Here is a 22,764-nt window from a genome sequence, read left to right as displayed (position 1 = left end):
ACCACAGCGCCGGACCCGGTCGAGAAGAGGGAGACCGGATCCGGCGCCTGGCGCTGGTCAGCCGAAGAGGCCCCGCCGAGGGTGACGGATGACCAGCGAGCCCCCGGTGATCCGGCCGGTGATGACGTACCGCGGGGTGCCGGGTCCGCCGTTGGTGCCGGTCTTGTCGTCGAGCGAGCCGAACTTGATCTCGGTGATCGCGTTGTAGTCCACCGCCGCCTCGCGCGGGATGACCAGTTCGACCGAACCCCACTTCGCGTCGAGCTCGATCTGCACCACCGGCGTGGCCACCCTTGCCTGCGTGAAATCGAGCTTGGTGCTGCCGTACTTGTTGCGCACCACCAGCGCGGGCGGCACGATCCACGGGCCGCTGCGCTGCAGCGAGGAGTACTTGGCGTTGAGCTCGAGCCGCTGACCGGGCCCGTACGCGGGCACCTCGCCGACCGGCTGGTACGCCGGGGCGGCCTCCGGGTGCACCAGCCCCGGCAGGTCGGAGAGCACCGTGTTCAGCTCGCCGCGGGTGCGCGCCGACAGCGCCTGGTCGGTGCGTTCGGTGAATTCGTCGAGGGTGAGCATGCCCTGCCCGATCGCCTTCTGCAGGACGCCGACCACGTGCTCGCGTTCGTCATCGGACACCCGGATGTCGCGCGCGGTCAACGTCTTGGTCTCCGCGGCGTGCGTCTCTTCCTCGCTCATGACATCGATGGTAGGTCTCGTTCTGCACCGGCAGATCGGGGAAAAACCCTGAACGGTCCCGTACTTTCGCGCGGTGGCCGCACTGCCCGAGGCCTGCGCCGGGACGACTCCGCAGGTACCCGGCGTGCTCCCCTGGTTCACTCCTGGTCGAGTCCGTGCTCGATCGCGTAGCGGGCCAGCTCCACGCGGTTGTGCAGCTGGAGTTTCCGCAGCGTGGACTGCACGTGGTTTTCCACCGTGCGGTGCGAGAGCACCAGCCGTTCGGCGATCTGCCGTGCGGTGAGCCCCTTCGCGACCAGGCGCAGCACGTCGGTCTCGCGCTCGGTGAGCCGCGGTGGTTCCGGTGTACCCGCGGGAGCGTCGGCCATCCGCCGGTACTCGCCGAGTACGAGACCGGCCAGCCCGGCGGTGAACACCGGATCGCCATCGGCGGTGCGGCGCACGGCGTCCACCAGCTCGGCGGCCGACGCCGATTTCACCAGGTAGCCGGACGCGCCGGCCTTCACCGCTTCCAGCACGTCGCGGTGCTCGCCGCTGGCCGAAAGCACCAGCACCCTGGTGTCCGGTACCGCGGAGGTGAGCTCCCTGGTCGCCTCGACCCCGGACGTACCGCCGAGGTTGAGGTCCATCAGCACCACGTCCGGGCGCACCGTCCGCGCGATGCGCACCGCCGACGGCGCGTCCGGCGCGGTGGCCCGTACGTCGAAACCGTTTTCGGCGAGGTCACGGGCCACGCCGTCGCGCCAGATCGGATGGTCGTCCACGACCATCACCGAGATCGTCCGCTCCGTCATCCGCCGCCGTCCTTCGGCACCCGAACCTCCCACTCCGTGCCACGTCCGGGCGCGCTGTCCAGCACCGCGGTCCCGCCGAGATCGGCCATCCGGCCGCGAATCGACTCCACCACACCGAGCCTGCCCTCGGCCGCGGCGCGGGCCAGCCGGCCGGCCTCGATGCCGGGGCCGTCGTCCCGGATGCTCACCACCACCTCGGTGCCCAGGTCCTCCAGCAGCACCCAGGCCCGCGCGCCCTTTCCGGCATGTTTCTCCACATTGGACAGTGCCTCCCTGGTGACCGCGACGAGTTCGGCGGTCAGCTGCGCAGGCAGGTCGACGGTACTGGCCGGCGCGGACACCTGCACCGACGTGGTGGCGAGCAGCTGCAGCGCGGAACGGAGGTCGGCGGTGCCACCGTCCCCCGCACCGCCCGGCTCGGTGCTCACCAACGCGCGCAACGCGATTTCCTGTTCACCGGCCAGCTTCGCCAGCTCCGCGGCCTCACCGTCCACCTCGAGCCCCCGCCGCCGTACCCGTGCCAGGACCTGGAGCACGCTGTCGTGGATCGAGCGCGCGAGCCGTTCCCGTTCCGCCGTGGCCGCTTCGGTGCGCAACGCGCGGGCAAGTGCCTCCGCGGAACTCCGTGCGAGCGTGGCCGCCATCCCGACGAGCAGACCGCTGGCGCACAACAGCACACCGTCGCGGAACACATCGAGGTCGAAGCTTTCCCTGGCGAGCCCGGTCCCGACGGCGACCACGAGACCGGCAACGACCCCGCCCCGCGCGCCGAACCGGATGGCCGCGGCGAGCGGCCCGACCGCCGCCCACACCGTGGTGATCAACGGTGCGGCGGCCGCGTACTGCGCGTCGGTAAGGATCCACGGGGACGTGAGCATCAGTGCGGTCGTGAGCACGACGTCGAGCACCACGAGCCATCGGGGCCTGCCGGTTTCCCTGGCGTAGGCGAGGCTCGAACAGGCCGTCCACGCCCCCATCACGCCGACCACGGTCAAGGCCAGCCACGGCCGGTGGAAATCCGTGCGGTGCGCGAGCACCACTCCGAGCGCGAACGTCCAGGTGAGCACGCGGAGCAGGACGACTCCGCGCCACAGTGGCGTCGCCGGATCACGGGTGAGCGGGGTGCTCACTTCTCCTCTTCGTCGTCTTGTCCGTCCGCCGGCGGCTCCGCGGCGTCCTCCTTCACCTCCGGGACACGCCCGTGCAGTGAGTCGATCGCCGCGGGGTCGAGGTCGGGGTCGTGCAGCAGCGAGCGGATCCCCGCGTTCAGCACGGCCAGCAGCGGCACCGCGAGCAGTGCACCTGCGATCCCGGCCGCGACCAGTCCGATGGCGATCGCGAGCACCACGGCGAGCGGGTGCAGCTTCACCGCGCGGCCGAGCAGCAGCGGCTGCAGGATGTGGCTTTCCAGCTGCATCACGCCGATCACGATGGCCAGCACGATCACCGCGCCGATCAGCCCCTTGGTCACCAGCGCGATCAGCACCGCGACGCCACCGGCGACCACCGCACCGATGATCGGGATGAACGCGCCGAGGAACACCAGCGTGGCGAGCGGCACCACGAGCGGCACCCCGACGATCCACAGTCCGATGCCGATGCCGACCGCGTCGACCACGGCCACCGCTGCGGTCGCGCGGATGTAGCTGACCAGCGAGGCGAATCCGCGCCGCCCGGCCACGTTCACCCGCGCCCGCACCTGGTGCGGGACGCCGCGGACCAGGAACGACCAGATGTGCTCCCCGCCGGCGAGGAAGAAGATGGTGACGAACAGCGCGAGCACGAACCCGGTGAGGATTTCGCCGACCGTGCTCGCCGTGGTGAGCGCGGTGCTGGTGATCCAGGACTGGTTGTTCTGCAGGAACCCGATGGCCTGGTTGATGAAGTCCTGGATCTGTTCCTGGCGCAGGTGCAGATCGTTGATCAGCCAGTCCCTGATCTGGTTCAGGCTGTTGGTGAGCTGTGCCTGCAACTGTGGAAGGCCGCTCGAGATCTGGGTGACCACGAAGGTGAGCAGTCCGCCGAGCACGACGATCGCGGCGAACAGCATGATCGCCGTGGCCAGCCCGCGCGGGACGTGCCACCGCACCAGCTTGGCCACCGCCGGGGCGAGCAGCGCGGACAACAGCAGCGCGATGGACACCGGCACGACCACCGAGGACAGGTACCCGAGCAGCCACAGGATCGCCCACAACGCGGCGATCACCACGATGAACCGCCACGACAGTGCCGCGGCCACCCGCAGCCCGCGGGGGATGACGGGGGTGACGTCGGCGGAATCGGGGAGGAACGGTTGATCGCGCCGTTCGCGCCAAGGCTGGCTCACCGGTTCACCGTATCGGTCCGGATCGGGCTCGCCGCCGGAAACCGGGCGGTTCCGGGACGCAGCGGCCGAAATTCGCCTGAATCGACTCTTGACAGCAAGCCGTCGACCGACCCGGGAGTAACCGCCTGTCTCCTCCGGTGATGACCCGCGGTGAGACCCGGACACACTCTGTGTTGTTCACACGATGGTGGCATCAAGTCGTGTCAAAGGTGCGCGACGGGCGGTAAGCCTGGTTCTCTCGGTTTTGGCGCGGCGAGCGGAATTGCTTGTGACGTTCCCGCCGCAGCAAAACCGAATGCATTTTCAGCCCGAGGAGAAATACCTGTGACGAACGCTGCTGCGCACGAGAGGCGAGGCGCCACCCGCGCCCGTCGGCTCGCGTCGCGTGCACTGTTCGTCCTCGGTGGCGCGGTCGCGGCGACCGCAGCCGCATGGACGGTCTCCTCCGCCGCCGCATCCGCCGACCCGCAGCCGGACGCGGGTTCCGACAACAGCCTGAACGCGAGCGTCACCCCGGTCACCGATGCGACCGTCGCCGGTCTCCGCGACGTGACGCACGGTGCGTCCAAGTTCACCGGCGACGTCGCGGGCACGGCGGCAGGTGCGACCCAGAAACTGTCGGAGTGCGGTCAGAGCGCCACCACGTGGTCCGAGCCGGGCGCGTCCCGTCCGGGCTGCTCGCCGGACCTGCACGGGCACCGCGACCACTCGCGCAGCACTGCCGAACACGAGGTGTCCGGCCGGGTCAGCGAGGCGGTGACCGACCTCGGGCAGAACGCGGTGCTGCGGCCGGTGCAGCGCGGCCTCGGCTCGCTCGAGCACATCGCGCGCAAGCCTTCGGACACCAAGCAGGTGATCACCGAGGCGACCACGCCGTCGCCGGAGGCGCAGGAATTCGGCCGCAAGATCTGGGCGCTGCTCGACCCCGGCCAGACCGGCGGACTGGTGAAGCTTCCCGACGTGCCGGTGGTTCCGGTCCAGCCGGGCGATTCCGCGCCCGATGCCACCGTGGCCCCCGCTGATGCGCAGCAGAACCTCGGCGCCGCTGCAATGTCCACTTCGGACGCACTGCGCTCGGTCTTCCCGGCCGTCGACGGCGCACGCACCCACGTCCCGTCCGACAGCACCGGTGTGCCGTCGGACGACCAGCACCACGGCGATGCGCCCGGTACCCCGTTCTCCCCTGCGCAGCTTCCGATCGCGCCCCCTTCCATCCCGACTGCGCCCGGCGGCGGTGCCACCACGCCTGGCGGTCACCTCGACGGTCTGAACTTCGGCGTGCCCACGTGGGTCGCCGCAGCCGTCGACAACGCCGTGGCGGGCATGGCCCGCGCCGGCGTGCGGCACACGTCGTTCACCCCGGGCGCACAGCCCGGCGTCACCCCTGACTGACTCACTTCACCCGCGGGGTCGTTGATCTGCCGCGAGCACTTGTCTGTGCTCATTTTCCGGCAGCACCGGCCATTTCCGCGGGTTTTCCCGCGATGCGCACTTTTGCGCTCGCACCCGCAGTGCGTTCGACGCACTCCACCAGCCCGCAAGGGAACCCGAAATGAAGGAGAAAAACCCCATGCAGACCTGGGCAAAGCGCGGACTCCAGACCGCGTTGGTCACGGGTGGGTTGCTGATGCTGGGTACCGGCATCGCCTCGGCAGACGAGAACGTCAACCCGGACACCCCTGCCTCCCCGCTCGACCTGAACGTGACCGTTCCGGTCGACGTCGACAACAACGCCATCGGCACCCCGCTCGGCCAGGTGGACGTCCCCGGTTACCAGGGCGAGATCAGCACCAAACCGGTCACCTCCGCGGCAAAGAAGGTGCTGTCCTCGGCGAAGGCCCCCACCGGCGCCGCGAGCGCCGTGACCGACAAGCTGCCGAAGTCCGCCAAGCTGCCGAAGACCGAAGCCCCGCGACAGGTCAAGCCGACCAACGACGCGCTCAAGGGCAACAAGGTCTCCGGCGACCTGGTGGTTCCGGTCCAGGTCGTCGACAACGCCGTCGGGGTGCTCGGCGACGCGCACGTCGAGGGCACCTCGCACGACCAGAGCGCCAGCCACAACCAGGACATCGCGACGTCGGGCAAGGACTCCGGCCTGGCAGGCAACGTCGTGGCCCTCGACTGGGCACTGCCGGTGCAGATCGCCGGCAACGGCGTCGGCCTCGCCGGCGGCAGCGGCGCGGTGCACGGGGGCTCGGCCTCGCAGACTGCGACCGAAACCGGCAACATCGACACCACCGGCAAGGGCTCCGGCCTCTCCGGCAACGTCGTCGCGGGCCAGTTCGCCACCCCGGTCCAGGTGACCGGCAACGCCGCGTCCTGGATCCTCGGCAACGCCTACAGCGAGTACTCCGCGGACAGCTCCGCCACCTCCGGTGGATCGGCACTGACCAGCGGCAAGGGCTCCGCGGCCAGCGGAAACACGGTCGGCGCGCCGATCGCGCTGCCGGTCAAGTTCAACGGCAACGCCGGTGGCGTGTGGGGCTCGGACGCGGACGCAAACTCCAGCTCCGTGGCCGACGCCAAGGCGGGCGACAAGCGTCCGGGCAGCCTCGCCGACACCCCGACCTACCTCGAGACCGACGGCGACGGCTCGTTCCTCGGTGGCAACGCCGCCGCGGCGCAGCTGAGCCCGGTCGCCAACGTGGCGTCGGTGGCCGGTTCGTGGATCGGCAACGCCACCACCGGCAAGGCGCTCGACCGTGCGTCCTCCAGCCACTCCAGCACGGTGGACTCCGGCGGTTTCGTCAAGACCACCGGTGAGCAGGCGGCAGGCGCGGGCAACGTGGTCGACCCGGCCCTTGCGCTGCCCGTCGAGGCCTGCGGCGTCGGTGGCACCTACATCGGCAACGCGCACGCCGCGTGCGACAACACCACCAACGCGAACGCCGGCAACGGCAGCTACACCCGTGGCAACGACTCGACCCTCGCGGGCAACGTCGTCAACAGCCAGATCGCAGGCGCCCCCGAGGTGCACGGCATCGGCGGCAGCCACATCGGCAACGCGTCCGGCACCTCGACCGAGGACAAGACCGTCACCGCCGGTGGCTACGACGGCAGCCAGGGCGAGGACTCGTCCGGCTCCGGCAACATCGTGCAGGTGCCGGTCGGCGTGCCCGCCGAGGTCTTCGGCGTGGGCGGCTCGTTCATCGGCCAGGGCTCGGCGGACGCCAGCGAGACCAAGGTCGTGCAGGCTGGCGGCGGCGGGAACACCGCCGACGACAACGGTTTCCTGAGCTCGAACCTCGGCACCGTCCCGGTGTCGGCCCCGGTGCAGCTGTTCGGCATCGGCGGTGCGTTCGTCGGCCAGGGCCACGGCACGGCCACCAACGACACCACCTCGGGTGCCGGTTCGGACGTGCACGCGACCGGTCCGAGCGGCGCGGGCGCGGGCAACCTCATCGAGGCTCCGGTCTCGCTGCCCGTGCAGGGCCACGGCGTCGGCGGCGCGCTCGCCGGCATCGGCACCGGCTCGGCCGACAACGTGACCGACTCGACCGCCGGTGGCGACGCCTCGACCGACGGCACCGCGGGTGCCATCGCAGGCAACATCGTGAAGGCGCCGGTCGCCGGTGCGGCCACGATCTTCTCCGACGGCATCGCCGGTGGCGCGCTCGGCAACGGCAGCGGCACCAACGACATCGTCTCGACCGCAGGCGGCAGCGCGGAGACCGCCGGTGACGCGGGTGCGATCGCGGGCAACATCATCGGTGCGGACCCGCTCGCGGTCGCGCAGGTGTTCGGCGACGCAGTGTCGGCCGCCGGTGTTTCGGGCGGCGACGGTGCGAACAGCACCGTGGTGACCAACGGCGGCGACGACACCACCTCGGGTGTGGAGGGTGCGCTTTCCGGCGACATCCTGGACATCCCGGCCACCGCGGTGGCGCAGGTGTTCGGCGACGCGGTCGCCGTCGGCGGCGTGGCGAACGCGGTGGCGGACAACCAGCTCAGCGCGACCAACGGCGGAACCCCCACCACCGACGGTCCCGGTGACGCACTGTCCGGCTACAACTACTACCACCCGCTCGGCGCCGTGGTGCAGGTCTTCGGGGTGCCGCTCGAGGTGATCGGGCGGGCGACCGCGGAGGCGACCAACGCCTCGCAGATCGTGGACGAGCCGCAGATCAACGTGCCGATCGGTGGCGAGATGGGGGCCGACCAGCTGCCCGCGCTGCCGAGCACGCCCGCGCTGCCCGCGGGTGCCGGCCTCCCGACCGGTGCGGCCCTCCCGGCCCTGCCGAGCGGTGCGGCCCTGCCTGCCCTCCCGACGGGTGCGGACCTGCCGTCGCTGCCGACCGCCACGACGCTGCCGGCTCCGGCTCTGCCCACTGGTGCACTGCCCACCGGTGCACTGCCCACCCCGTCGCTGCCGGGCCTGCCCGCGCTGCCCGGTGCTGAGCGTGCCGACGTGCCGCAGATCAGCGGCCTGTCCGAGCTCGTTCAGCTGAACCAGCTGAACGGTGCCTCGGTGCTGCCGTCGATCTCCGGCCTGAAGGACGGCGTGCAGCTGCCCTCGGTTCCGGCGCTGCCGGGCGTGCCCGCCCTGCCGACCGACGGTGCGCGTTCGGACGCTCCGGCGCTGCCCGCCCTTCCGGTGAAGGCCTCGCTGCCGACGCTGGAGCAGCTGCCGGCCGCGACTGCGCTGCCGACGCTGCCGGGCGTGCCGACCACGCTGCCGACCCAGCTGCCGACGGCTCCGGCCGCCGGGGTGCAGGGCCCGGCGAACGCGGTGCAGGCGCTGGTCGCGAAGGTGACCGGCTTCTTCAAGAAGTGAGTCAGGGATAACCCGAACGGGCCCGGAAGCCAGCTGCTTCCGGGCCCGTTTCCCGTCCGGTCAGGAAAATTCGAGCGAGCGTTTCGCCAGGCCGTACCAGAACCCGTCGATCACCGTGCGGCCCTGCCCTTCGGCCGAACTCGCGCCGAGCGACACGAACAGCGGCGCGAAGTGCTCGATCTTCGGATGTGCGATGCCCGCGGCCGGCGCCTTGTGCTGGAAGTCGAGCAGGGCGTCGAGGTCCCCGGTGCGGAGCACTTCCTCGCCCCAGTGGTCGAATTCCGCGGACCACTGCGGAGGTACGCCGTCGCTTCCGTCGACCTGTCGCATCGCGTGGAGGTTGTGGGTGAAGAAACCGCTGCCGATGATCAGCACTCCCTCGTCGCGCAACGGCGCCAGCTTCCGGCCGAGGTCGTAGAGCACCCGAGGATCGAGCGAGGGCAATGAAATCTGCAATACCGGCACATTCGCGGCCGGGTACATCTCCACGAGCGGTACATACGCGCCGTGGTCGAGCCCGCGCTCCGGGGCGTCGCGTACCGGCGTTGCGGTGGACTGCAGCAGCTTGCGCACGCGCGTGGCCAGCTCCGGAGCCCCCGGCGCGGCGTAGCGCACTTGGTAGTAGCGCTCGGGGAAACCCCAGAAGTCGTAGACCAGTGGCACCGTCGTGGTCGCGCCGAGGGTCAGCGGTGCCTCTTCCCAATGCGCCGAAACAACCAGGATCGCCTTCGGCTCGGCCAGCCCGGCCGACCATTCGGCGAGCTGCCGGGTCCACGTCACGTCGTCCGCGAGCGGCGGTGCCCCGTGACTGAGGTAGAGAACCGGGGTACGGGTCGCCATGGCAGCCTCCAGGTGTTTGAAACTTCAACTACCAGAGTAGGTGACGTCCCCGGTCCCGGAGATATTCCCTGATCGTCACCGCCGCAACGGCGAGCCCGCTATTCGGTGCGCCGGTCGCCGTCCTGCTCCATCGCGTTCGCGATGCGCTGCGCCAGCCTGACTCGTGACTGGTCGCGCCGGGTCCCGAGCGTTCCGTTGGCTCGCGCCAGCGCGATGGCCTGCCGGATGTCCTCGTGCTGTGCGGTCGCGGAGCCCCGGCGAACCACCTCCAGTGAGATCCGCAGTGCGTGCCACTGCTCGAAACTCGAACGTGGCCGTCTGATCGTTTCGGTCAGCAGGGGAACCGAAGCGAGTTCGGGGTTGGCCTGCATCAGTCCGAGTGCGGTGATGCGGTTCCCGTCCTGTCCGGACCGGAACAGTTCTTCCACCGCCTCCGTGCTGACGAAGTCGAACTCGGCCATCTTCTTCGCCTGTTCGACCAGGTCTCCCATGGCGTGCGTACGATCCCGTCCATACGGACTGCTCTCCCGGATGGCTTCGTACTGGTTTGCGATCGGCTCCATCGCGGCGAACAGCAGCCGGGCTTCTTGGCGCAGTTGCCCGGCGCCCTCCGCGTCTCCCGCCTCCTCCGCCTCGTCGGCCTCCCGCAGCTTCGCGGCCACCGCACCGAGCTGGAGCTTGAACCCGCCACCCTCGACGCTTTCGAGCTGGTTGGCGAACAAGGCGAGCGCGATCAGCACGGTTCCCGCCGCCACCAGAGCAGCCGCGCCTGCGGAATTGGTGGTCACGAAGACCGCTACCGCGCCCGCCACGAGCAGTGCGACGCCTGCTGCCGCCACCCCGAAACGAGCCCACGCCGGTGCGCCACCCGGCGGTCGCAGCCGAGCCAGCGCTTGGGCAGACCTGGCCACACTTCCCCCGATACTCCGAGCCGACCGGCGGCAGTTCATCCGGAGCCAGCACCTTATCGACCGTGGTGGCGGCCCGGCCAGTGTCAGGACGATTGCGGCGGCTGCTCGTCCTCGGCTGCCAGACCGGTGCGCATCAACGCGACCAGGCGGCGGGCGTGCGTGCTGTCGGTGGCAAGGGCGGCGCCGCTCGCCAGCGCCACCACGTCGATGGTGGTGACGTCCGGGCGCAGGCTCAGCTGTGCCCGCCGCACCAGCTCGGCGGCGCTGGCGATGATCGAGGCGTGCCATTTGTCGAACAGCGGCGTGCGGCGCTCGCCCGGACCCTCGGTCGCGGCCAGCGCGAGTGGCCGTTTCGTGGCCACGTGCACGACGAACTCGTCCAGCCAGGAGAAGAGCGCGTCCAGCGGGGATTGCGCGTCGAGCAGGTCCGCGCCGTGCCGGCACAGCGTCGCCACCTCGTCGGCGTAGACGGCGACGAGCAGGTCCGCGCGGGTGGGGAAGTGCCGGTACAGCGTGGCGTTGCCGACGCCGGCACGGCGGGCGACCTCATCGAATGCGACCTCGTTGCCCACCTCGGCGACCAGTTCGCGGGCCGCGGCGAGCAACAGCCGCGCATTGCGGGACGCGTCGGCCCGTGGCGCGCGCTTGCTATTCGGGGACATCCCCACATAGTGTACGGCACGCGACCGGCCTGCTCCCCGGTTGCGGCCGGAAGGGGGTACACATGGCGCTGACCACTGAGGACCGGTTCGCCATCGAGGACCTGATCAACCTGCACGGGCACATCGTCGACCGCGGCGACCTGGACGGGTTGTCCGCGCTGTTCGCCGAGGACGTCGTTTACGACGTCGGCCCGATGGGCGGCACGGCGCTAGTCGGGCTCGCGGCTGTCCGAGCGGCCGCGCTGGCGTTGGGCGAGGGGAACCCGACCGCCCACCACGTCACGAACATCGTGCTGACCGAGGCACCGAACGGCGCAGTCCACGCACTGTCCAAGGGTTTCGGCATACAGATGGACGGCTCCGTCCGCAGCGTGACCTACGAAGACACGGTGCAACGCGGCGCCGAAGGCTGGCAGATCACCCACCGGGTGATCCGCCCCCGCCGAGTGCCACTGCAGTCCTGACCTGTTCCCGTGGAGGAGTTGCTTCGTGCCCAGCCTTGCCGATGTCCGGCGTCTCGCGCTGGCTCTACCCGAAACCGTGGAGAAGCCGCACTTCGGCATGCCGGGTTTCCGCGTGCAGGACAAGGGTTTCGTAACCGTCACGAAGGACGGCACCCGGGTGTTCCTGCACACGAGCGCCGACGAAGTGGCCTCCGCAGTAACCGACGATCCGCAGACCTACCAGGAACTGCGTCGCGGCCCCACCCTGATCGGGATCGACGCCGACCTGGCCCGTATCCCGATCAACCGCCTCCAGTACCTCATCACCCAAGCCTGGCGCCACCGCGCGACCAAGAAACTGGCCGCCACCCTCGATTGGTAGCGGTCCCTGGACACACCACCCAGCGGCCCTCCCCCGGGTCAACCAGGCCGACCACCACCAACGTCCTGGCCGAACACAGCTAGGGCCGGGTGAGGTTGTCCATGATCAGGCCGAGGGTGAACTCGAACCGGTCGTGTCCGGTGCCGGAGGTCAGCTCCGCGGCGTAGCGCCGGGTCTGCGGGAACGTGTCGGCAGGCAGTGCGGTGAATCGGCGTAGCAGTTCCTCGCGGCCGAGGACCCATTGCTGGTCCGGGTGTTTGCGCTGCTGCTGGACCAGTGCCTGCTCCATGGCGTACGCGCCGACGTAGAGGGACAGGGCGTCGAGCGCCCAGGCGGCAGTCTGCGGTTCTATCCCGCCGGCGAGCAGGATCGCCAACATCCCTTCGCCGACCCGCAGCGTGTCGAGGTTGGTAGGGACCGTGGCCAGCACGGCACGCGAGACTCCGGGATATTTCAGGTACTGGTCGCGGATCTGCTCGTACACGTCGAGAATCTGCTCGCGCCACCTGGCCGGGTCTGGTTCGGGCAACACGACCTCGGAGTAGAGCCTGCCGACGAGCAGATCGTCGAGGTCGTCCTTGTTGACGATGTGCGCGTACAGCGACGACGGCCCGGTGCCGAGCACTGCGGCGACCCGGCGGATGGTCAACGCGTCGTACCCCTCGGTGGCTACGACTTGCAGTGCGGCGTCCGCGATCCGGCCGACCGTGATGGGTGTCTTGCGCGTTGAGGACGCTGCGGCTTCGGCGGCCGGTTGCGCGTGACGAGCTGCTCGGCGTTGTCGGGGACCGGAAGGCACGGTGGATACCGTACCGCGAGGCGAACTAAGTTCGTCTATGGGTACATTGTTCGTTCTATACGAACTAAGTTCGTTCGCTGCGTGTCACCAGGTGTCTGAGCGGTGTTCGCCAGGTCTGTGCTGGAGGTTGTGATGCGAGTTTCCGTTGCCGGAGCCGGCCTGGGCGGGCTGTGCCTGGCGCAGGGCCTGCGTGGTGCCGGGATCGAGGCCGAGGTGTACGAGCGGGACCCGGAGATCACCGCGCGGTTCCAGGGGTACCGGCTCGTGCTGCACCCGACGGGGTTCGAGGCGCTGCGCAGTTGTTTGCCGGCACGTTGGCATCCGCTGCTGGACGAGGTCGTCAGTGACAGCTACGTCGAGCGGCTGGTCCTGGATCCGCAGCTGAACGAGATCGGCTCGCTCGGCCCCGGCAGGAGCGGGATCGTGGTCGACCGGCAGGTGCTCCGGCACCTGCTGCTGACCGGGCTCACGGTGCACACCGGGGCCGGGCTGACCGGCTACGACGTGCTGGCCGACGGCAAGGTCGAAGCCCGCTTCGCGCACCGGGACCCGGCCACTGCCGACCTGCTCGTCGGGGCTGACGGGGTCGGTTCCACCGTCCGTTCGACGCTGTCGCCGCAGACCGTCCCGACCGACACCGGCGTCCGGTTCGTCCTCGGCCGCACCCCGCTGACCGAGGAGTTTGCCGGACTGTCGCGGGCCTTCGGCTCGAAGATCGCCGGCGACGGGGTGAGCCTGCTGCTCGGAGCGATGCGTTTCCGCACCCCGCCGAAGGAGGCGGCCGGGCAACTGGCCCCCGAGGTGGTCCTCCCCGATATCCACGACTACGTGCGCTGGGCGATGATCCTCCCGCCGGACGGCTCACGCACCGACCTGAGCCCACCGGAGGCCGCGCTGTCCAGGATGCAGGGCTGGCACCCTGACCTGCAGGCGCTCATCGAACAGTCCGATCCGGACAACGCCGCGCTGCTGTCCATCCGCGTGATCGAGCCCGGCGAGCGCTGGGCACCCGGTCCGGTCACGCTGCTCGGCGACGCCATCCACGCCACCTCCCCGACCGGCGGCAACGGTGCGAACACCGCCCTGCGCGATGCCGATCTACTGAGCCGCTGCCTGCTCGAAGCCGCCGAAGGCCGCCAGAACCTCCTTACCGCGGTCGGCAACTACGAGCGACAGATGCTGGAGTACGGCGCCGAAGCAGTGCGCACGAGCCTCGAAGCGCTACCCGCATACGTCCCGGCCCCCGAACCGACCTGACGCCGTGGGGCAGAACTCGCCGGGCAGCGTGGACAGCCGGATGACCAAGCCGAGCACGTGCGCCGCCTTGTACGCGGAGCGTGCGTGTAGGTCCTCGCAATCCGTGAGATGTCGATCTTGGCTGTCTCACCGTCAGGAACGAAGGGTGCGCAAGCCGGTGCGGATTTCGCGGACGAGGATCTCGGGCTGTTCCAAGGCCGCGAAGTGCCCGCCCTTGTCGGCCTCGCCGTAGTGGATCAGATTGCTGTAGGTGTCTTCGATCCAGCTTCGTGGCGGGAGTGGGATGTCCTTCGGGAAGACGGTCACCGCGACCGGAAGCGTCAGCTTCGGGCCGGCGAGGGTGCCCGACTTGTTCTCCCAGTAGATGCGGCCGGACGACGCTGCGCTGTTGGTGAACCAGTAGAGGGATATCACGTCGAGCATGTCGTCCATGCTGAGGACGTCCTCGGCGAGCCCGTGGTTGTCGGTCTTGGACTGGAACTTCTCGTAGATCCAGGCTGCCTGACCAACGGGAGAGTCCGCCAGGGCGAATCCGACCGTCTCCGGCTTCGTGCGCTGCAGGTGGTTCGACCCGCCGAGATCATCGGTGTAGGAGGCGAGGGTTTCCACGGCGTAGCGCTGTTCGGGCGACAAGGTGTCGGGTATCTGTGCGGGAAAGGCGTACTGGGTGTTCAGATGAATTCCGAGAAGCCCCTCAGGTTGCATGACTCCGAGGGCGGTGGTGACGACGGCGCCCCAATCACCGCCCTGCGCGGTCCATCTCGAGTAGCCGAGACGCTTCATCAGCTCCACCCACGCGCTTGCGACACGCGATACGGTCCACCCGGTCTCCGTGGGCTTCTGGGAGAACCCGAACCCGGGGAGCGACGGGACGACGACGTCGAATGAGTCGGCGGCGTCTCCGCCGAACGAAACCGGATCGGTCAGCGGGCCGATCAGCTTCAGGAATTCGACGATCGAGCCCGGCCATCCGTGCGTGAGTATCAGCGGCATCGCGTGCGGGTTCTTGGACCTGACGTGGATGAAATGGATGTCCAGCCCGTCGATCTCGGTCAGGAATTGGGGGAAGCGATTGAGCTCGGACTCGAAGCGCCGCCAGTCGTAGCCGTGCTCCCAGTGGTCGACCAGGGATCTGGCGTTCTGCACGCGAACCCCTTGCGACCAGTCGCCCACCGTTTCCGGATCCGGCCATCGAGTTCTGGCCAGCCGCTGCTTCACGTCGTCGACCTCCGAATCCGGGATCGAGACGGTGAACGGGCGGACGAGGGTCGAGGCCGTCGGTGCGGTCATTGCCTTCTCCTGAGCTTCGAAGCACAGCGCAACTCTTCGTTGCACACCGATGTGCAATCTACCTCGTTGCACACCGATGTGCAACGATGGTGTCGTGCCCACCGAGTCCTCCCGTGTGCGCTCGATGAACGAGACACGCGATCGCATCCTCGACGTCGCCCTCGATGTGCTGGGAGAGAACCCCGACGCAGGCATGGGCGAGATCGCCTCCGCTGCGGGCGTCGTCCGTCGCACGGTCTACGGTCATTTCCCCTCGCGCCCCGACCTGGTTCGCACGCTCACGGAACGGGCGGTCGCCGAAATGACGGCCATGCTTACCGAAATCAACGCCTCCGACGCGGAAGCGGACGCGGCGTGGGCCGAATTCATCGCCCGCGTCTGGCCGGTGGCGCACCGATACCGAGTGCTGTTGGCGTTGCGCCGTGGCGAGTACGGCGAGGCGATCCACAATCTGCTCGGGCCAGTCGACGAACTCCTCGCCGACCTCGTGAAACGTGGCCAGGACAGCGACGTGTTCGCACAGCACCTGCCGGCAGGCGTTCTCAGCCAGGTCGCCTACGGCGTCGTGTTCGCCATCGCGGAGAGCGACCTGTCGAACGGGACCCGCGGCGCCCGCGCAGCGGCGATCACAAGCCTGCTGATGCTGGGAGTTCCCGAGACGCGCGCCATCGCCCGCGCGGGCGACCAGCCCTGAACCGGTCTCGCAATCCGGGATATGTCGATCATGGATTTCTCATGTTGTCTCCATCGGGTCCCAGTCTCATTTCGCTACCTGGGTCGTCTGAGCAGCTGTTAGTGGACATCGCACGCCCCTTGTGTTGTAGCGTCGGGTGTTTCGCTGAGCACAGAAAGCGATGACCTTGCGGGGCCTGGGGAGGCCTTGATGGGGTTCACGACGGTGCCGGATGCGTTGCGGGCGGCGGGCCGCAGTGGTGATTCGGCGGTGGGTGCGGTCCGTGGCGCTGACTGTGATCAGGCGCTTGAGGGCGTGCCGGGCGCGCTTCCGGGATCGAACGCTGCTGGTGCCGCGCGGACGCATGCGGATACGTGGGGCGCGACGTTGAAGGCGTGGTGCGCGGACGTCGAGGCGCAGGCCAAGGCCTTGTCCACCGCGGCTGACGCTTATGTCGCTGGTGATGAGCATGCGCGGGAACCGTTGCCGGATGGGCACAAGATGACCGGGCCGCGCTGATGGTGTCGCTCGGGGACGTGAAACGGTGGAATCCGGGCGCGTTGAACAAGACTGCGACCACGATGCAACAGCGTGAGCAGGTTCTGGTCCATTCGGGAGACGATTTCCTCAAGATCATCCCGGTGGAGGGCTGGTCCGGTCCGGCGGCCGACAACGCGGCGTCGGCTCAGGATGATCTGAGGTTCCGCATCGACAAGATGGCAGCCGGGGCGGCCGTGGTGCACAAGGCCTTGATGCAGGCGTGCCTGCCAGCAAGTCGTCGACGACCTCGCGCAGGCGATGCGCACCGCCGAGGACATCGACAACGGCCTCACGTCGATGTTCCAACGCGCCAGCCACGGCGAATTTGGCACCGGTGACGAGGGAACCGTGGCTGCGGCCGCCGACGTCGCTGACCCCGGTCTCACACTCCCGGAGCCTCCCGCGAACGCAACACCCTCGCAGAACGCGGCCTGGCGGGCGAGTCTTTCCCCATCCGGGCAAGCGATTCTCCTGCACGACCACCCGGACTGGCTCGGCAACCGCGACGGTCTTCCCGCAGCAGTCCGTTCCCGGGCCAACATGGCGCGTTTGCCCGGTGAACGTGCGGCCTTGGAGGACCAGCACACGGCCGCGCAGGCGAAATACCTGTACGACCCGAGTGGCAACGTCCTGGCGAACGCTCTGCGAAACCTTGACCAGGTCGACAGGAAACTGCACTCGCCGGATGCGATCGACGCCGCGATGGCGCAAGGCGGCCGGCAGTTGCTCACCCTGGACACGTCCGGGGAGCGGGTGAAGGCAGCCGTCGCGGTGGGCAACGTCGACACTGCCGAGCAGGTCGCGGTATTCACGCCGGGGTTCACCTCGACGGTGGACGGCAGCCTCAAAGGCTACGACCAGGACATGTACAACTTGCAGCAGCACAGTCAGAACCTCTCGGCCCGATACGGTGACCAAGGCCAAGCCGCCGCGGTGACGTGGATCGGGTACGAAGCGCCGCAGACCGCCGATGTGCTGAACCCGGACAAGTCGGTCGCGTCCGACGGGCTGGCGAAGATCGGTGCGCAGAAGCTGGACGGCTTCCTCAACGGCATCGGCGCCGCGCACAACGCCTCCGGTCAGCAGCTCCACCTCACCGCACTCGGGCACTCCAACGGCAGTCTGACCACCGGCATCGCCCTCCAGCACGACACGCCCGTCAAGGACGCGGTGGTGTTCGGGTCGCCCGGCCTCGACATCAACAGCCGCAGTGATCTGAAGGTGCCGGAAGGGCACATGTTCTCCGAGTGGTCGGATCGGGACCCGGTCCCTCATCTCGACATCGCCCACAACTTCGGCACCTCGCCCTATCAAGGCATCTTCGGCGGCGAACTGAACGACATCCAGCAGCTGTCCACCGGGGACGCCACCGGCGTCGACGGGCCGCACCACATCACCCACGAACACGGCCAGTACCTCGACGACAAGTCGACCAGCCAGTACAACATGGCCAGTGTCGTCGCAGGACGTCCAGACCTGGCGGTACGGCACGTGCAACCGTGGGAAGCACCGGTGCCCCCGCCGACGTCGGGACAGCCGATTCCCGCGCCACCAGGTCGTGACCCTCAGCCGCCCCCGCGATGACAAGGAAACCTGCAACACCCATGACACGCATCCGCGGCCCGATCACCGCAGGACTGGCACTGGCGCTGCTGGTGCTGACCGCATGCGCCGGGCCAGACACCCCTCCGGAGAACACGACCGTGGATGAACAAGCTCAGCAGTTCAGCCAGCTCATGCAGCGCCCTGACATCGACCAAGCCACCGCGCGTTACGAACAGATGTACGGCCGCATCCGTGATGCCGTCGCAGCCGCGGTTCCGTCGCTGAAGGCGTGGCAGATCACGAACCCGGCCGGTGGGTCTGCCTGCGGCAACGACTTCGCGGCGGTCGACGCCGACCTTCGCAGGGATGACGCGGTCATCAAGGGCCTCAACAATTGGACAGCCGCGGGCAACATTCCGGACGGCAAATGGCTGCAAGTCGTTGACGCTGTCCATGCGATCGCTGCTGATTACGGCTTCGGCACCACGGCGACCACGGTCAATCGACCCAGCGATCACGAGGTTGTTTTCCACGACCAGTACGAGGCCGAGCTCAACTTCGGTCCCGCCGTCAACACGACCCTTTTGCTGCGCACCGGATGTCACCTGACTGCCGAAGCCAAGAAGCGTGGCGCACCTGCACCTAGGCCGACCTACTAGGCCTTGGTGGCACAGTTCCTGCCCGGCGAATCCCTGCTGGGCCCGTGAGGCTGGGGAGGCTCACGATGATCACCACCACACAGGGCGGACTTCCGCACCCACACAACACCGACGGTCTCGACATCGACGAGCGAGCGTTGTTCGTGGCTCGCGTGCTGCATCAGGCGCTGCGGCATTATCGCAGCGGTGACGATCTCGCGGCCGCGCGTGCGTTGCGGCACCTGCTGCTGGAAGATCCGCTGTCCTGTCCGGACGTGATCAACCGCTTCTGCGGATGGCTTGGCCCTGGCGGGCGCACTATGCAGATCGCTGCTCGGGCGCTGGATTCATGACCACCCGCGAGGCACCAACACAGTTGCCGGTGGTCAAGGCCGGGAGGAGTCGCGCCCGCGGCAGTGATGTCGTGCCTGGGGTACAGGTCAACCGGCTGTGGCCGCCCTACTCGCGCTTCGATGACGAGTTCGTCGGCGGCCTGGTCGGCAGGCTCGATATGCCGTCGGAAGAAGCGCAAGCCCTTGCTGCCGATCAACGCCGATCGGTGCGGAACCGGTGGGTGTTTGCCAGTTTGGAGGCCTTCGTGGTGTTCGCCTACCCGGTCCTGGCCTTGTTGATTCTCGCCGCGGATGGCGCGATCATCGACGCCACTCCCGGCCCCTGGCGCGAGGGCTGGTCGCGCTCGCCGGGATCCTGGTGGCGGTCGTCGTCGGACCTGCGGTGCTCTTCCGCGTCATGTGGTGGGGCCGAAGCATGGCCGTGCAACGCGGCGCACGCGCCTGCGGACTACTCCTGCAGAGTCTGCGGTTCGACGAGCACGCCATCCGCAGACCACGCCCCGCAGGATGGATCCTTGCCCGGCTGGGCGTGGCGGCGAAGTCGGTTTTCACGATCGTGCGCGGCGGCAGTTTCGCCTGGACTGTGCCGCCGGCGGTGTCCGAACGCGCCGCGCAGCTCGCGCTACCGCTGATGAACATCACCATGCCCGACGACATCGACCTACGCAGCAGCGCCGTCTACCGGCAAGCCCTGGCCGAGTTCGTGGCCGACGCCGCTTACCTCATCATCGCCGGCCGCCCGGACCTGCTGCCGCGGATCCGCCAGCACTACAACCACCGGCTCCACCTCCGCGCCCCTGACCTTGCCGAACACGACATCCGCTACCTCGACCCCATGCGTGGCCGCTCCCCCTGGGACGTCACCAAGGAACACATCATCCCCACCGTTGCACTCCTGATCACCCTGGCCGCACTCCTCATCCGCAAATAGGCAACGCGGCAAAAGGGACACGGCGGGACCGACTTGCCCACGACCCTCAGCTGAGGACCGGGGCCGTGACGCCCTTGCACAGCCGGGTCCGTCATCCAGTTTCAGCATCGACGCCGCGGCAGCCTCCGTCCCGACGGTCCACAGGGAGCAGCCAGATGAGGCATGTCGGCCACCGCCAACAGCTACTTCAACCGTGCACGGGCTTGTCCCGGTTCCGTTCGGGCAGCAGTTCCCAGCCGGTCCGGGCGCACCTTCCCTGATCGCAGCAGGTCCGCGAGTTGCCGAACGGCTTCGCTGGGTTCAACCTCGACCTCTGTCGGCCCGTCCGCGAGCACTTCCAGCACGGCCACCTCGGTCGCGGTCCGTCTGAGCGCGGCCGGGTACCGCAACCTGCGAACGACGAGGGATGTGCGTCGACGCCGTCATCCCACATTCCTCGGAAGCCACGAGACGAGAACCTGCGCTAACCACGCGCCACACCGGCACGAATAGCTGCACTATCAGGAGCGCAGGCGTGTGCGGTCGGAGTTGTGAAGCGGACCAACGCGGTCACGAGTGCACAGCCGGGTTGGCGAAGACACTCGAACGTTGGCAGCGCTGTACTGCTTACCTGGCGCGCGACCTGCTCGGCGCGGTGGTGCGTGTAACCGAACGGTGCAGCTCACACGGCCGTGGACAGCTGTGGATTGTGCGTCAGGGTTCGCCGTGCCCGCCAGGTGCTTCCTGGATCTCCTGAAGTTCGCGGGTGCTGGTCCAGTGCTAGCCGCGGCGGATCCGTCTGACGGCCGAGAGCCCGCGCGCTCTCGGCGTCGTCGGCGTGCGTCCGCCAGCCGCGTGGACATGTTCACGTGAGTCCTTGCCGGCTCACGAGCTGCCAGGCGGCGTCCTGTCGGCACGCATAAGCGGGGGACTCGACCACCATCCACCCTGGTCCGGATCGCCACCGCCCTGCTGCTACTCGCTGCGGCAGCAAATGGCGGATCCGCCACCCCCGCGTCGGCCGTCCCGGGCCGGATCGTGGGAAGCCTTGCGGCCCTATTCGTGGGCCAGGTCGGCGAACCGGCTGTAGTGCAGCTGATGGGCGACCACGATCGTGTTCGTCGGGCCTGCTCGGTGTTTGGCCAGGATGAGGTCCGCTTCGCCGGCGCGGGGGTCGTCGCGTTCCCAGGCGTCCGGGCGGTTGATCAGGATGACGATGTCGGCGTCCTGCTCCAGTGAACCGGATTCACGCAGGTCGGACAGCATCGGTTTCTTGTCGGTGCGTTGTTCCGGACCACGGTTGAGCTGGGAGATCGCGATCACCGGTACCTCGATCTCCTTCGCGAGCAGCTTCAGCTGCCGGGAGAACTCCGAGACCTCCTGCTGCCGCGATTCGACGCGTTTGCCGGACGTCATCAGCTGGAGGTAGTCGACGACCACGAGCTTGAGGTCATGCCGCTGCTTGAGCCTGCGGGCCTTGGCGCGGATCTCCATCATCGTCATGTTCGGCGAATCGTCGACGAACAGCGGTGCCTCGGACACCTCGCTCATCCGGCGGGCGAGCCGGGTCCAGTCGTCGTCGGACATCTTGCCGCCACGCATGTCGGCGAGGCGGATCTTGGCCTCTGCCGAGAGCATGCGCATCACGATCTCGGTGCGGCTCATTTCCAGCGAGAAGATGACGCTGGTCAGGCCGTGCTTGATGGACGCAGAGCGGACGAAGTCCAGTCCGAGTGTCGACTTACCGACACCGGGGCGGGCTGCGACGATGATCATCTGCCCTGGGTGCAGGCCGTTGGTCAGCTCGTCGAAGTCGGCGAACCCGGTCGGAATGCCCTGCGACTGACCGCCGCGCGAGGCGATCGCGTCGATCTCGTCCATGGTCGGCTGGAGCAGATCCTCCAGCGCCACGTAGTCCTCGCTGGTACGCCGCTCGGTCACGTCGTAGATCGCGGCCTGCGCGCGGTCGACGACCTCGTCGATGTTCGCACCGTCGGCCGCGGCCGCACCGTAGCCGTACTGCACGATCCGGGTGCCTGCCTCCACGAGCCGCCGCAGCACGGCCTTCTCCGCCACGATCTCGGCGTAGTAGCCGGCATTGGCCGCGGTCGGGACGGTCGCGATGAGCGTGTGCAGGTATGGTGCGCCGCCCACCCGGCCCAGTTCGCCCCGGCGTTCCAGTTCGGCCGACACGGTGATCGGGTCGGCAGGCTCGCCGCGGCCGTAGAGGTCGAGGACGCAGTCGTACACGGCCTGGTGCGCGGGCCGGTAGAAGTCGCCAGGGCCGAGTGCCTCGATCACGTCCGCGATCGCGTCCTTCGACAGCAGCATGCCGCCGAGCACCGACTGTTCGGCGGCGATGTCCTGCGGCGGTTGCCGGTCGAACCCGCCGGGACCGGGATCGCTCGGGCCCGGATCGGACTCCGCGTACACCGGACCGCGGTCGTCGGTCAGCGCCACCGCCCCGGACACCTCCTCGCCCGGCCGGAGAACCGGCCGGCCCCTCTCGTCGTGCGCTCGTCGTGTCGTCGAACTGCGCCCGGTGCCGGTCCGGCCAGCGGGTCCGGCAGTACGAACACCTGTTCGAGTATGCCGGACTCGACCCGGCTTTCCCAGTCGTAGGCCCGGTCTCTCCCGATGATGGACCGGCCCGTGCGCGGCGGCGGATCGCCACGCCGAAGGCCACCGTGCGTACTGGCCGAGGACGCACGCTAGATCCCCCGGAAGGACGAGCGCAATTCCGGCTGTTGACCGTCCTGTGGACACCCTGTGGATGACTGGGGGCAATCAATCACAGGTGCCCGTCAGCCTGTGGACAAAGTGGGGACAGTATGCATAAGTCCCAAAGAAACCCCAGGTCAGACCTTGTGCAGAGACTGTGGAGAACTTCGCCAAAACTCGTTCGGCGTGTCGCGTGGAACGAGTTCTTCG

22 protein-coding genes are annotated in these 22,764 nt (G+C 68.7%); 12 read left to right on the top strand and 10 right to left on the bottom strand.

Annotated elements, in window-relative coordinates; genetic code table 11:
• Positions 1–57: 57 nt before the first annotated feature.
• The 4 genes from ABD793_RS08640 to ABD793_RS08625 all read right to left on the bottom strand — a co-directional run bounded on the left by ABD793_RS08640 (position 58) and on the right by ABD793_RS08625 (position 3,816).
• Entirely contained in the window at positions 58–696 is a 639-nt protein-coding gene (locus ABD793_RS08640; RefSeq protein WP_344857385.1) for a DUF1707 SHOCT-like domain-containing protein, read from the bottom strand.
• 137 nt (positions 697–833) lie between these two features.
• The gene (locus tag ABD793_RS08635; RefSeq protein WP_344857383.1) at positions 834–1,490 is read right to left on the bottom strand and encodes a response regulator; all 657 of its coding nucleotides are present in this window, start codon (positions 1,488–1,490) and stop codon (positions 834–836) included.
• Positions 1,487–2,620, bottom strand: a complete 1,134-nt coding sequence (macS, locus tag ABD793_RS08630) for a MacS family sensor histidine kinase (RefSeq protein ID WP_344857381.1) — start codon at positions 2,618–2,620, stop codon at positions 1,487–1,489. The genes ABD793_RS08635 and macS overlap by 4 nt, the downstream gene beginning before the upstream one ends.
• Complete coding sequence (locus ABD793_RS08625) at positions 2,617–3,816, bottom strand: AI-2E family transporter (protein WP_344857379.1); 1,200 nt, start codon at positions 3,814–3,816, stop codon at positions 2,617–2,619. The genes macS and ABD793_RS08625 overlap by 4 nt, the downstream gene beginning before the upstream one ends.
• A gap of 324 nt (positions 3,817–4,140) precedes the next feature.
• Between ABD793_RS08625 and ABD793_RS08620 the strand changes: the two genes are divergently transcribed.
• Positions 4,141–5,208, top strand: coding sequence for a hypothetical protein (locus tag ABD793_RS08620; protein ID WP_344857377.1), 1,068 nt, complete (start codon positions 4,141–4,143; stop codon positions 5,206–5,208).
• 160 nt (positions 5,209–5,368) lie between these two features.
• Positions 5,369–8,590, top strand: a complete 3,222-nt coding sequence (locus ABD793_RS08615; RefSeq protein ID WP_344857375.1) for a beta strand repeat-containing protein — start codon at positions 5,369–5,371, stop codon at positions 8,588–8,590.
• A gap of 60 nt (positions 8,591–8,650) precedes the next feature.
• On the opposite strand, the gene ABD793_RS08610 is transcribed toward ABD793_RS08615, so the two are convergent.
• The 3 genes from ABD793_RS08610 to ABD793_RS08600 all read right to left on the bottom strand — a co-directional run bounded on the left by ABD793_RS08610 (position 8,651) and on the right by ABD793_RS08600 (position 11,003).
• Complete coding sequence (locus ABD793_RS08610; RefSeq protein ID WP_344857373.1) at positions 8,651–9,430, bottom strand: dioxygenase family protein; 780 nt, start codon at positions 9,428–9,430, stop codon at positions 8,651–8,653.
• A 98-nt stretch (positions 9,431–9,528) separates the two neighbouring features.
• A complete protein-coding gene (locus ABD793_RS08605) occupies positions 9,529–10,341 on the bottom strand; it encodes a hypothetical protein (RefSeq protein WP_344857371.1) in 813 nt (270 codons plus the stop codon).
• 83 nt (positions 10,342–10,424) lie between these two features.
• Positions 10,425–11,003 (bottom strand): TetR/AcrR family transcriptional regulator, encoded by a 579-nt coding sequence (locus ABD793_RS08600; RefSeq protein ID WP_344857369.1) that lies wholly within the window; start codon positions 11,001–11,003, stop codon positions 10,425–10,427.
• 62 nt (positions 11,004–11,065) lie between these two features.
• Here ABD793_RS08600 and ABD793_RS08595 point away from each other — a divergent pair, with 62 nt between their 5' ends.
• Positions 11,066–11,467 carry a nuclear transport factor 2 family protein gene (locus tag ABD793_RS08595; RefSeq protein WP_344857367.1) on the top strand — a complete coding sequence of 134 codons (402 nt, stop codon included), beginning with the start codon at positions 11,066–11,068 and terminating at the stop codon, positions 11,465–11,467.
• 25 nt (positions 11,468–11,492) lie between these two features.
• Entirely contained in the window at positions 11,493–11,828 is a 336-nt protein-coding gene (locus tag ABD793_RS08590) for an MmcQ/YjbR family DNA-binding protein (RefSeq protein ID WP_344857365.1), read from the top strand.
• Between the two features lie 79 nt (positions 11,829–11,907).
• On the opposite strand, the gene ABD793_RS08585 is transcribed toward ABD793_RS08590, so the two are convergent.
• Positions 11,908–12,627 (bottom strand): TetR/AcrR family transcriptional regulator, encoded by a 720-nt coding sequence (locus tag ABD793_RS08585; RefSeq protein WP_344857363.1) that lies wholly within the window; start codon positions 12,625–12,627, stop codon positions 11,908–11,910.
• Positions 12,628–12,759: 132 nt separating this feature from the next.
• On the opposite strand from ABD793_RS08585, the gene ABD793_RS08580 reads away from it, so the two are divergent.
• Complete coding sequence (locus ABD793_RS08580; RefSeq protein ID WP_344857361.1) at positions 12,760–13,884, top strand: FAD-dependent oxidoreductase; 1,125 nt, start codon at positions 12,760–12,762, stop codon at positions 13,882–13,884.
• Positions 13,885–14,016: 132 nt separating this feature from the next.
• On the opposite strand, the gene ABD793_RS08575 is transcribed toward ABD793_RS08580, so the two are convergent.
• Positions 14,017–15,174 carry an epoxide hydrolase family protein gene (locus tag ABD793_RS08575; protein WP_344858083.1) on the bottom strand — a complete coding sequence of 386 codons (1,158 nt, stop codon included), beginning with the start codon at positions 15,172–15,174 and terminating at the stop codon, positions 14,017–14,019.
• Positions 15,175–15,268: 94 nt separating this feature from the next.
• On the opposite strand from ABD793_RS08575, the gene ABD793_RS08570 reads away from it, so the two are divergent.
• From ABD793_RS08570 to ABD793_RS08540, 7 genes are all read left to right on the top strand, one after another.
• Positions 15,269–15,868, top strand: a complete 600-nt coding sequence (locus ABD793_RS08570) for a TetR/AcrR family transcriptional regulator (protein WP_344857359.1) — start codon at positions 15,269–15,271, stop codon at positions 15,866–15,868.
• A 189-nt stretch (positions 15,869–16,057) separates the two neighbouring features.
• Entirely contained in the window at positions 16,058–16,366 is a 309-nt protein-coding gene (locus tag ABD793_RS08565) for a hypothetical protein (protein WP_344857357.1), read from the top strand.
• Positions 16,366–16,725 (top strand): hypothetical protein, encoded by a 360-nt coding sequence (locus ABD793_RS08560; RefSeq protein WP_344857355.1) that lies wholly within the window; start codon positions 16,366–16,368, stop codon positions 16,723–16,725. The genes ABD793_RS08565 and ABD793_RS08560 overlap by 1 nt, the downstream gene beginning before the upstream one ends.
• A gap of 211 nt (positions 16,726–16,936) precedes the next feature.
• On the top strand, positions 16,937–17,971 hold the full coding sequence (locus ABD793_RS08555) for an alpha/beta hydrolase (RefSeq protein ID WP_344857353.1): 1,035 nt from the start codon (positions 16,937–16,939) through the stop codon (positions 17,969–17,971).
• Between the two features lie 20 nt (positions 17,972–17,991).
• Positions 17,992–18,591, top strand: coding sequence for an LppA family lipoprotein (locus ABD793_RS08550; protein ID WP_344857351.1), 600 nt, complete (start codon positions 17,992–17,994; stop codon positions 18,589–18,591).
• A gap of 65 nt (positions 18,592–18,656) precedes the next feature.
• Positions 18,657–18,923, top strand: coding sequence for a hypothetical protein (locus ABD793_RS08545; RefSeq protein ID WP_344857349.1), 267 nt, complete (start codon positions 18,657–18,659; stop codon positions 18,921–18,923).
• Positions 18,924–19,338: 415 nt separating this feature from the next.
• On the top strand, positions 19,339–19,854 hold the full coding sequence (locus ABD793_RS08540) for a hypothetical protein (RefSeq protein ID WP_344857347.1): 516 nt from the start codon (positions 19,339–19,341) through the stop codon (positions 19,852–19,854).
• 1,035 nt (positions 19,855–20,889) lie between these two features.
• Here the strand turns inward: ABD793_RS08540 and dnaB are convergent.
• Complete coding sequence (gene dnaB / locus ABD793_RS08535) at positions 20,890–22,293, bottom strand: replicative DNA helicase (protein ID WP_344857345.1); 1,404 nt, start codon at positions 22,291–22,293, stop codon at positions 20,890–20,892.
• Positions 22,294–22,764 lie beyond the last annotated feature (471 nt).

The organism is Amycolatopsis ultiminotia, assembly GCF_039536925.1.
GTDB classification, from domain to species: Bacteria; Actinomycetota; Actinomycetes; order Mycobacteriales; family Pseudonocardiaceae; genus Amycolatopsis; species Amycolatopsis ultiminotia.
Note: the sequence above shows the minus strand (reverse complement) of the source record. Positions and strands in the feature narration are given on the sequence as shown.

Excerpts from the sequence above, each read along its gene's own strand:
- ABD793_RS08550 (WP_344857351.1), top strand. The coding sequence starts at position 17,992 with ATGACACGCATCCGCGGCCCGATCACCGCAGGACTGGCACTGGCGCTG.
- ABD793_RS08540 (WP_344857347.1), top strand. The coding sequence starts at position 19,339 with ATGGCCGTGCAACGCGGCGCACGCGCCTGCGGACTACTCCTGCAGAGT.
- ABD793_RS08545 (WP_344857349.1), top strand. The coding sequence starts at position 18,657 with ATGATCACCACCACACAGGGCGGACTTCCGCACCCACACAACACCGAC.
- ABD793_RS08560 (WP_344857355.1), top strand. The coding sequence starts at position 16,366 with ATGGTGTCGCTCGGGGACGTGAAACGGTGGAATCCGGGCGCGTTGAAC.
- ABD793_RS08610 (WP_344857373.1), bottom strand. The coding sequence starts at position 9,430 with ATGGCGACCCGTACCCCGGTTCTCTACCTCAGTCACGGGGCACCGCCG.
- ABD793_RS08580 (WP_344857361.1), top strand. The coding sequence starts at position 12,760 with ATGCGAGTTTCCGTTGCCGGAGCCGGCCTGGGCGGGCTGTGCCTGGCG.
- ABD793_RS08595 (WP_344857367.1), top strand. The coding sequence starts at position 11,066 with ATGGCGCTGACCACTGAGGACCGGTTCGCCATCGAGGACCTGATCAAC.
- ABD793_RS08615 (WP_344857375.1), top strand. The coding sequence starts at position 5,369 with ATGAAGGAGAAAAACCCCATGCAGACCTGGGCAAAGCGCGGACTCCAG.
- ABD793_RS08635 (WP_344857383.1), bottom strand. The coding sequence starts at position 1,490 with ATGACGGAGCGGACGATCTCGGTGATGGTCGTGGACGACCATCCGATC.
- ABD793_RS08565 (WP_344857357.1), top strand. The coding sequence starts at position 16,058 with ATGGGGTTCACGACGGTGCCGGATGCGTTGCGGGCGGCGGGCCGCAGT.
- ABD793_RS08575 (WP_344858083.1), bottom strand. The coding sequence starts at position 15,174 with ATGACCGCACCGACGGCCTCGACCCTCGTCCGCCCGTTCACCGTCTCG.
- ABD793_RS08640 (WP_344857385.1), bottom strand. The coding sequence starts at position 696 with ATGAGCGAGGAAGAGACGCACGCCGCGGAGACCAAGACGTTGACCGCG.
- ABD793_RS08600 (WP_344857369.1), bottom strand. The coding sequence starts at position 11,003 with ATGTCCCCGAATAGCAAGCGCGCGCCACGGGCCGACGCGTCCCGCAAT.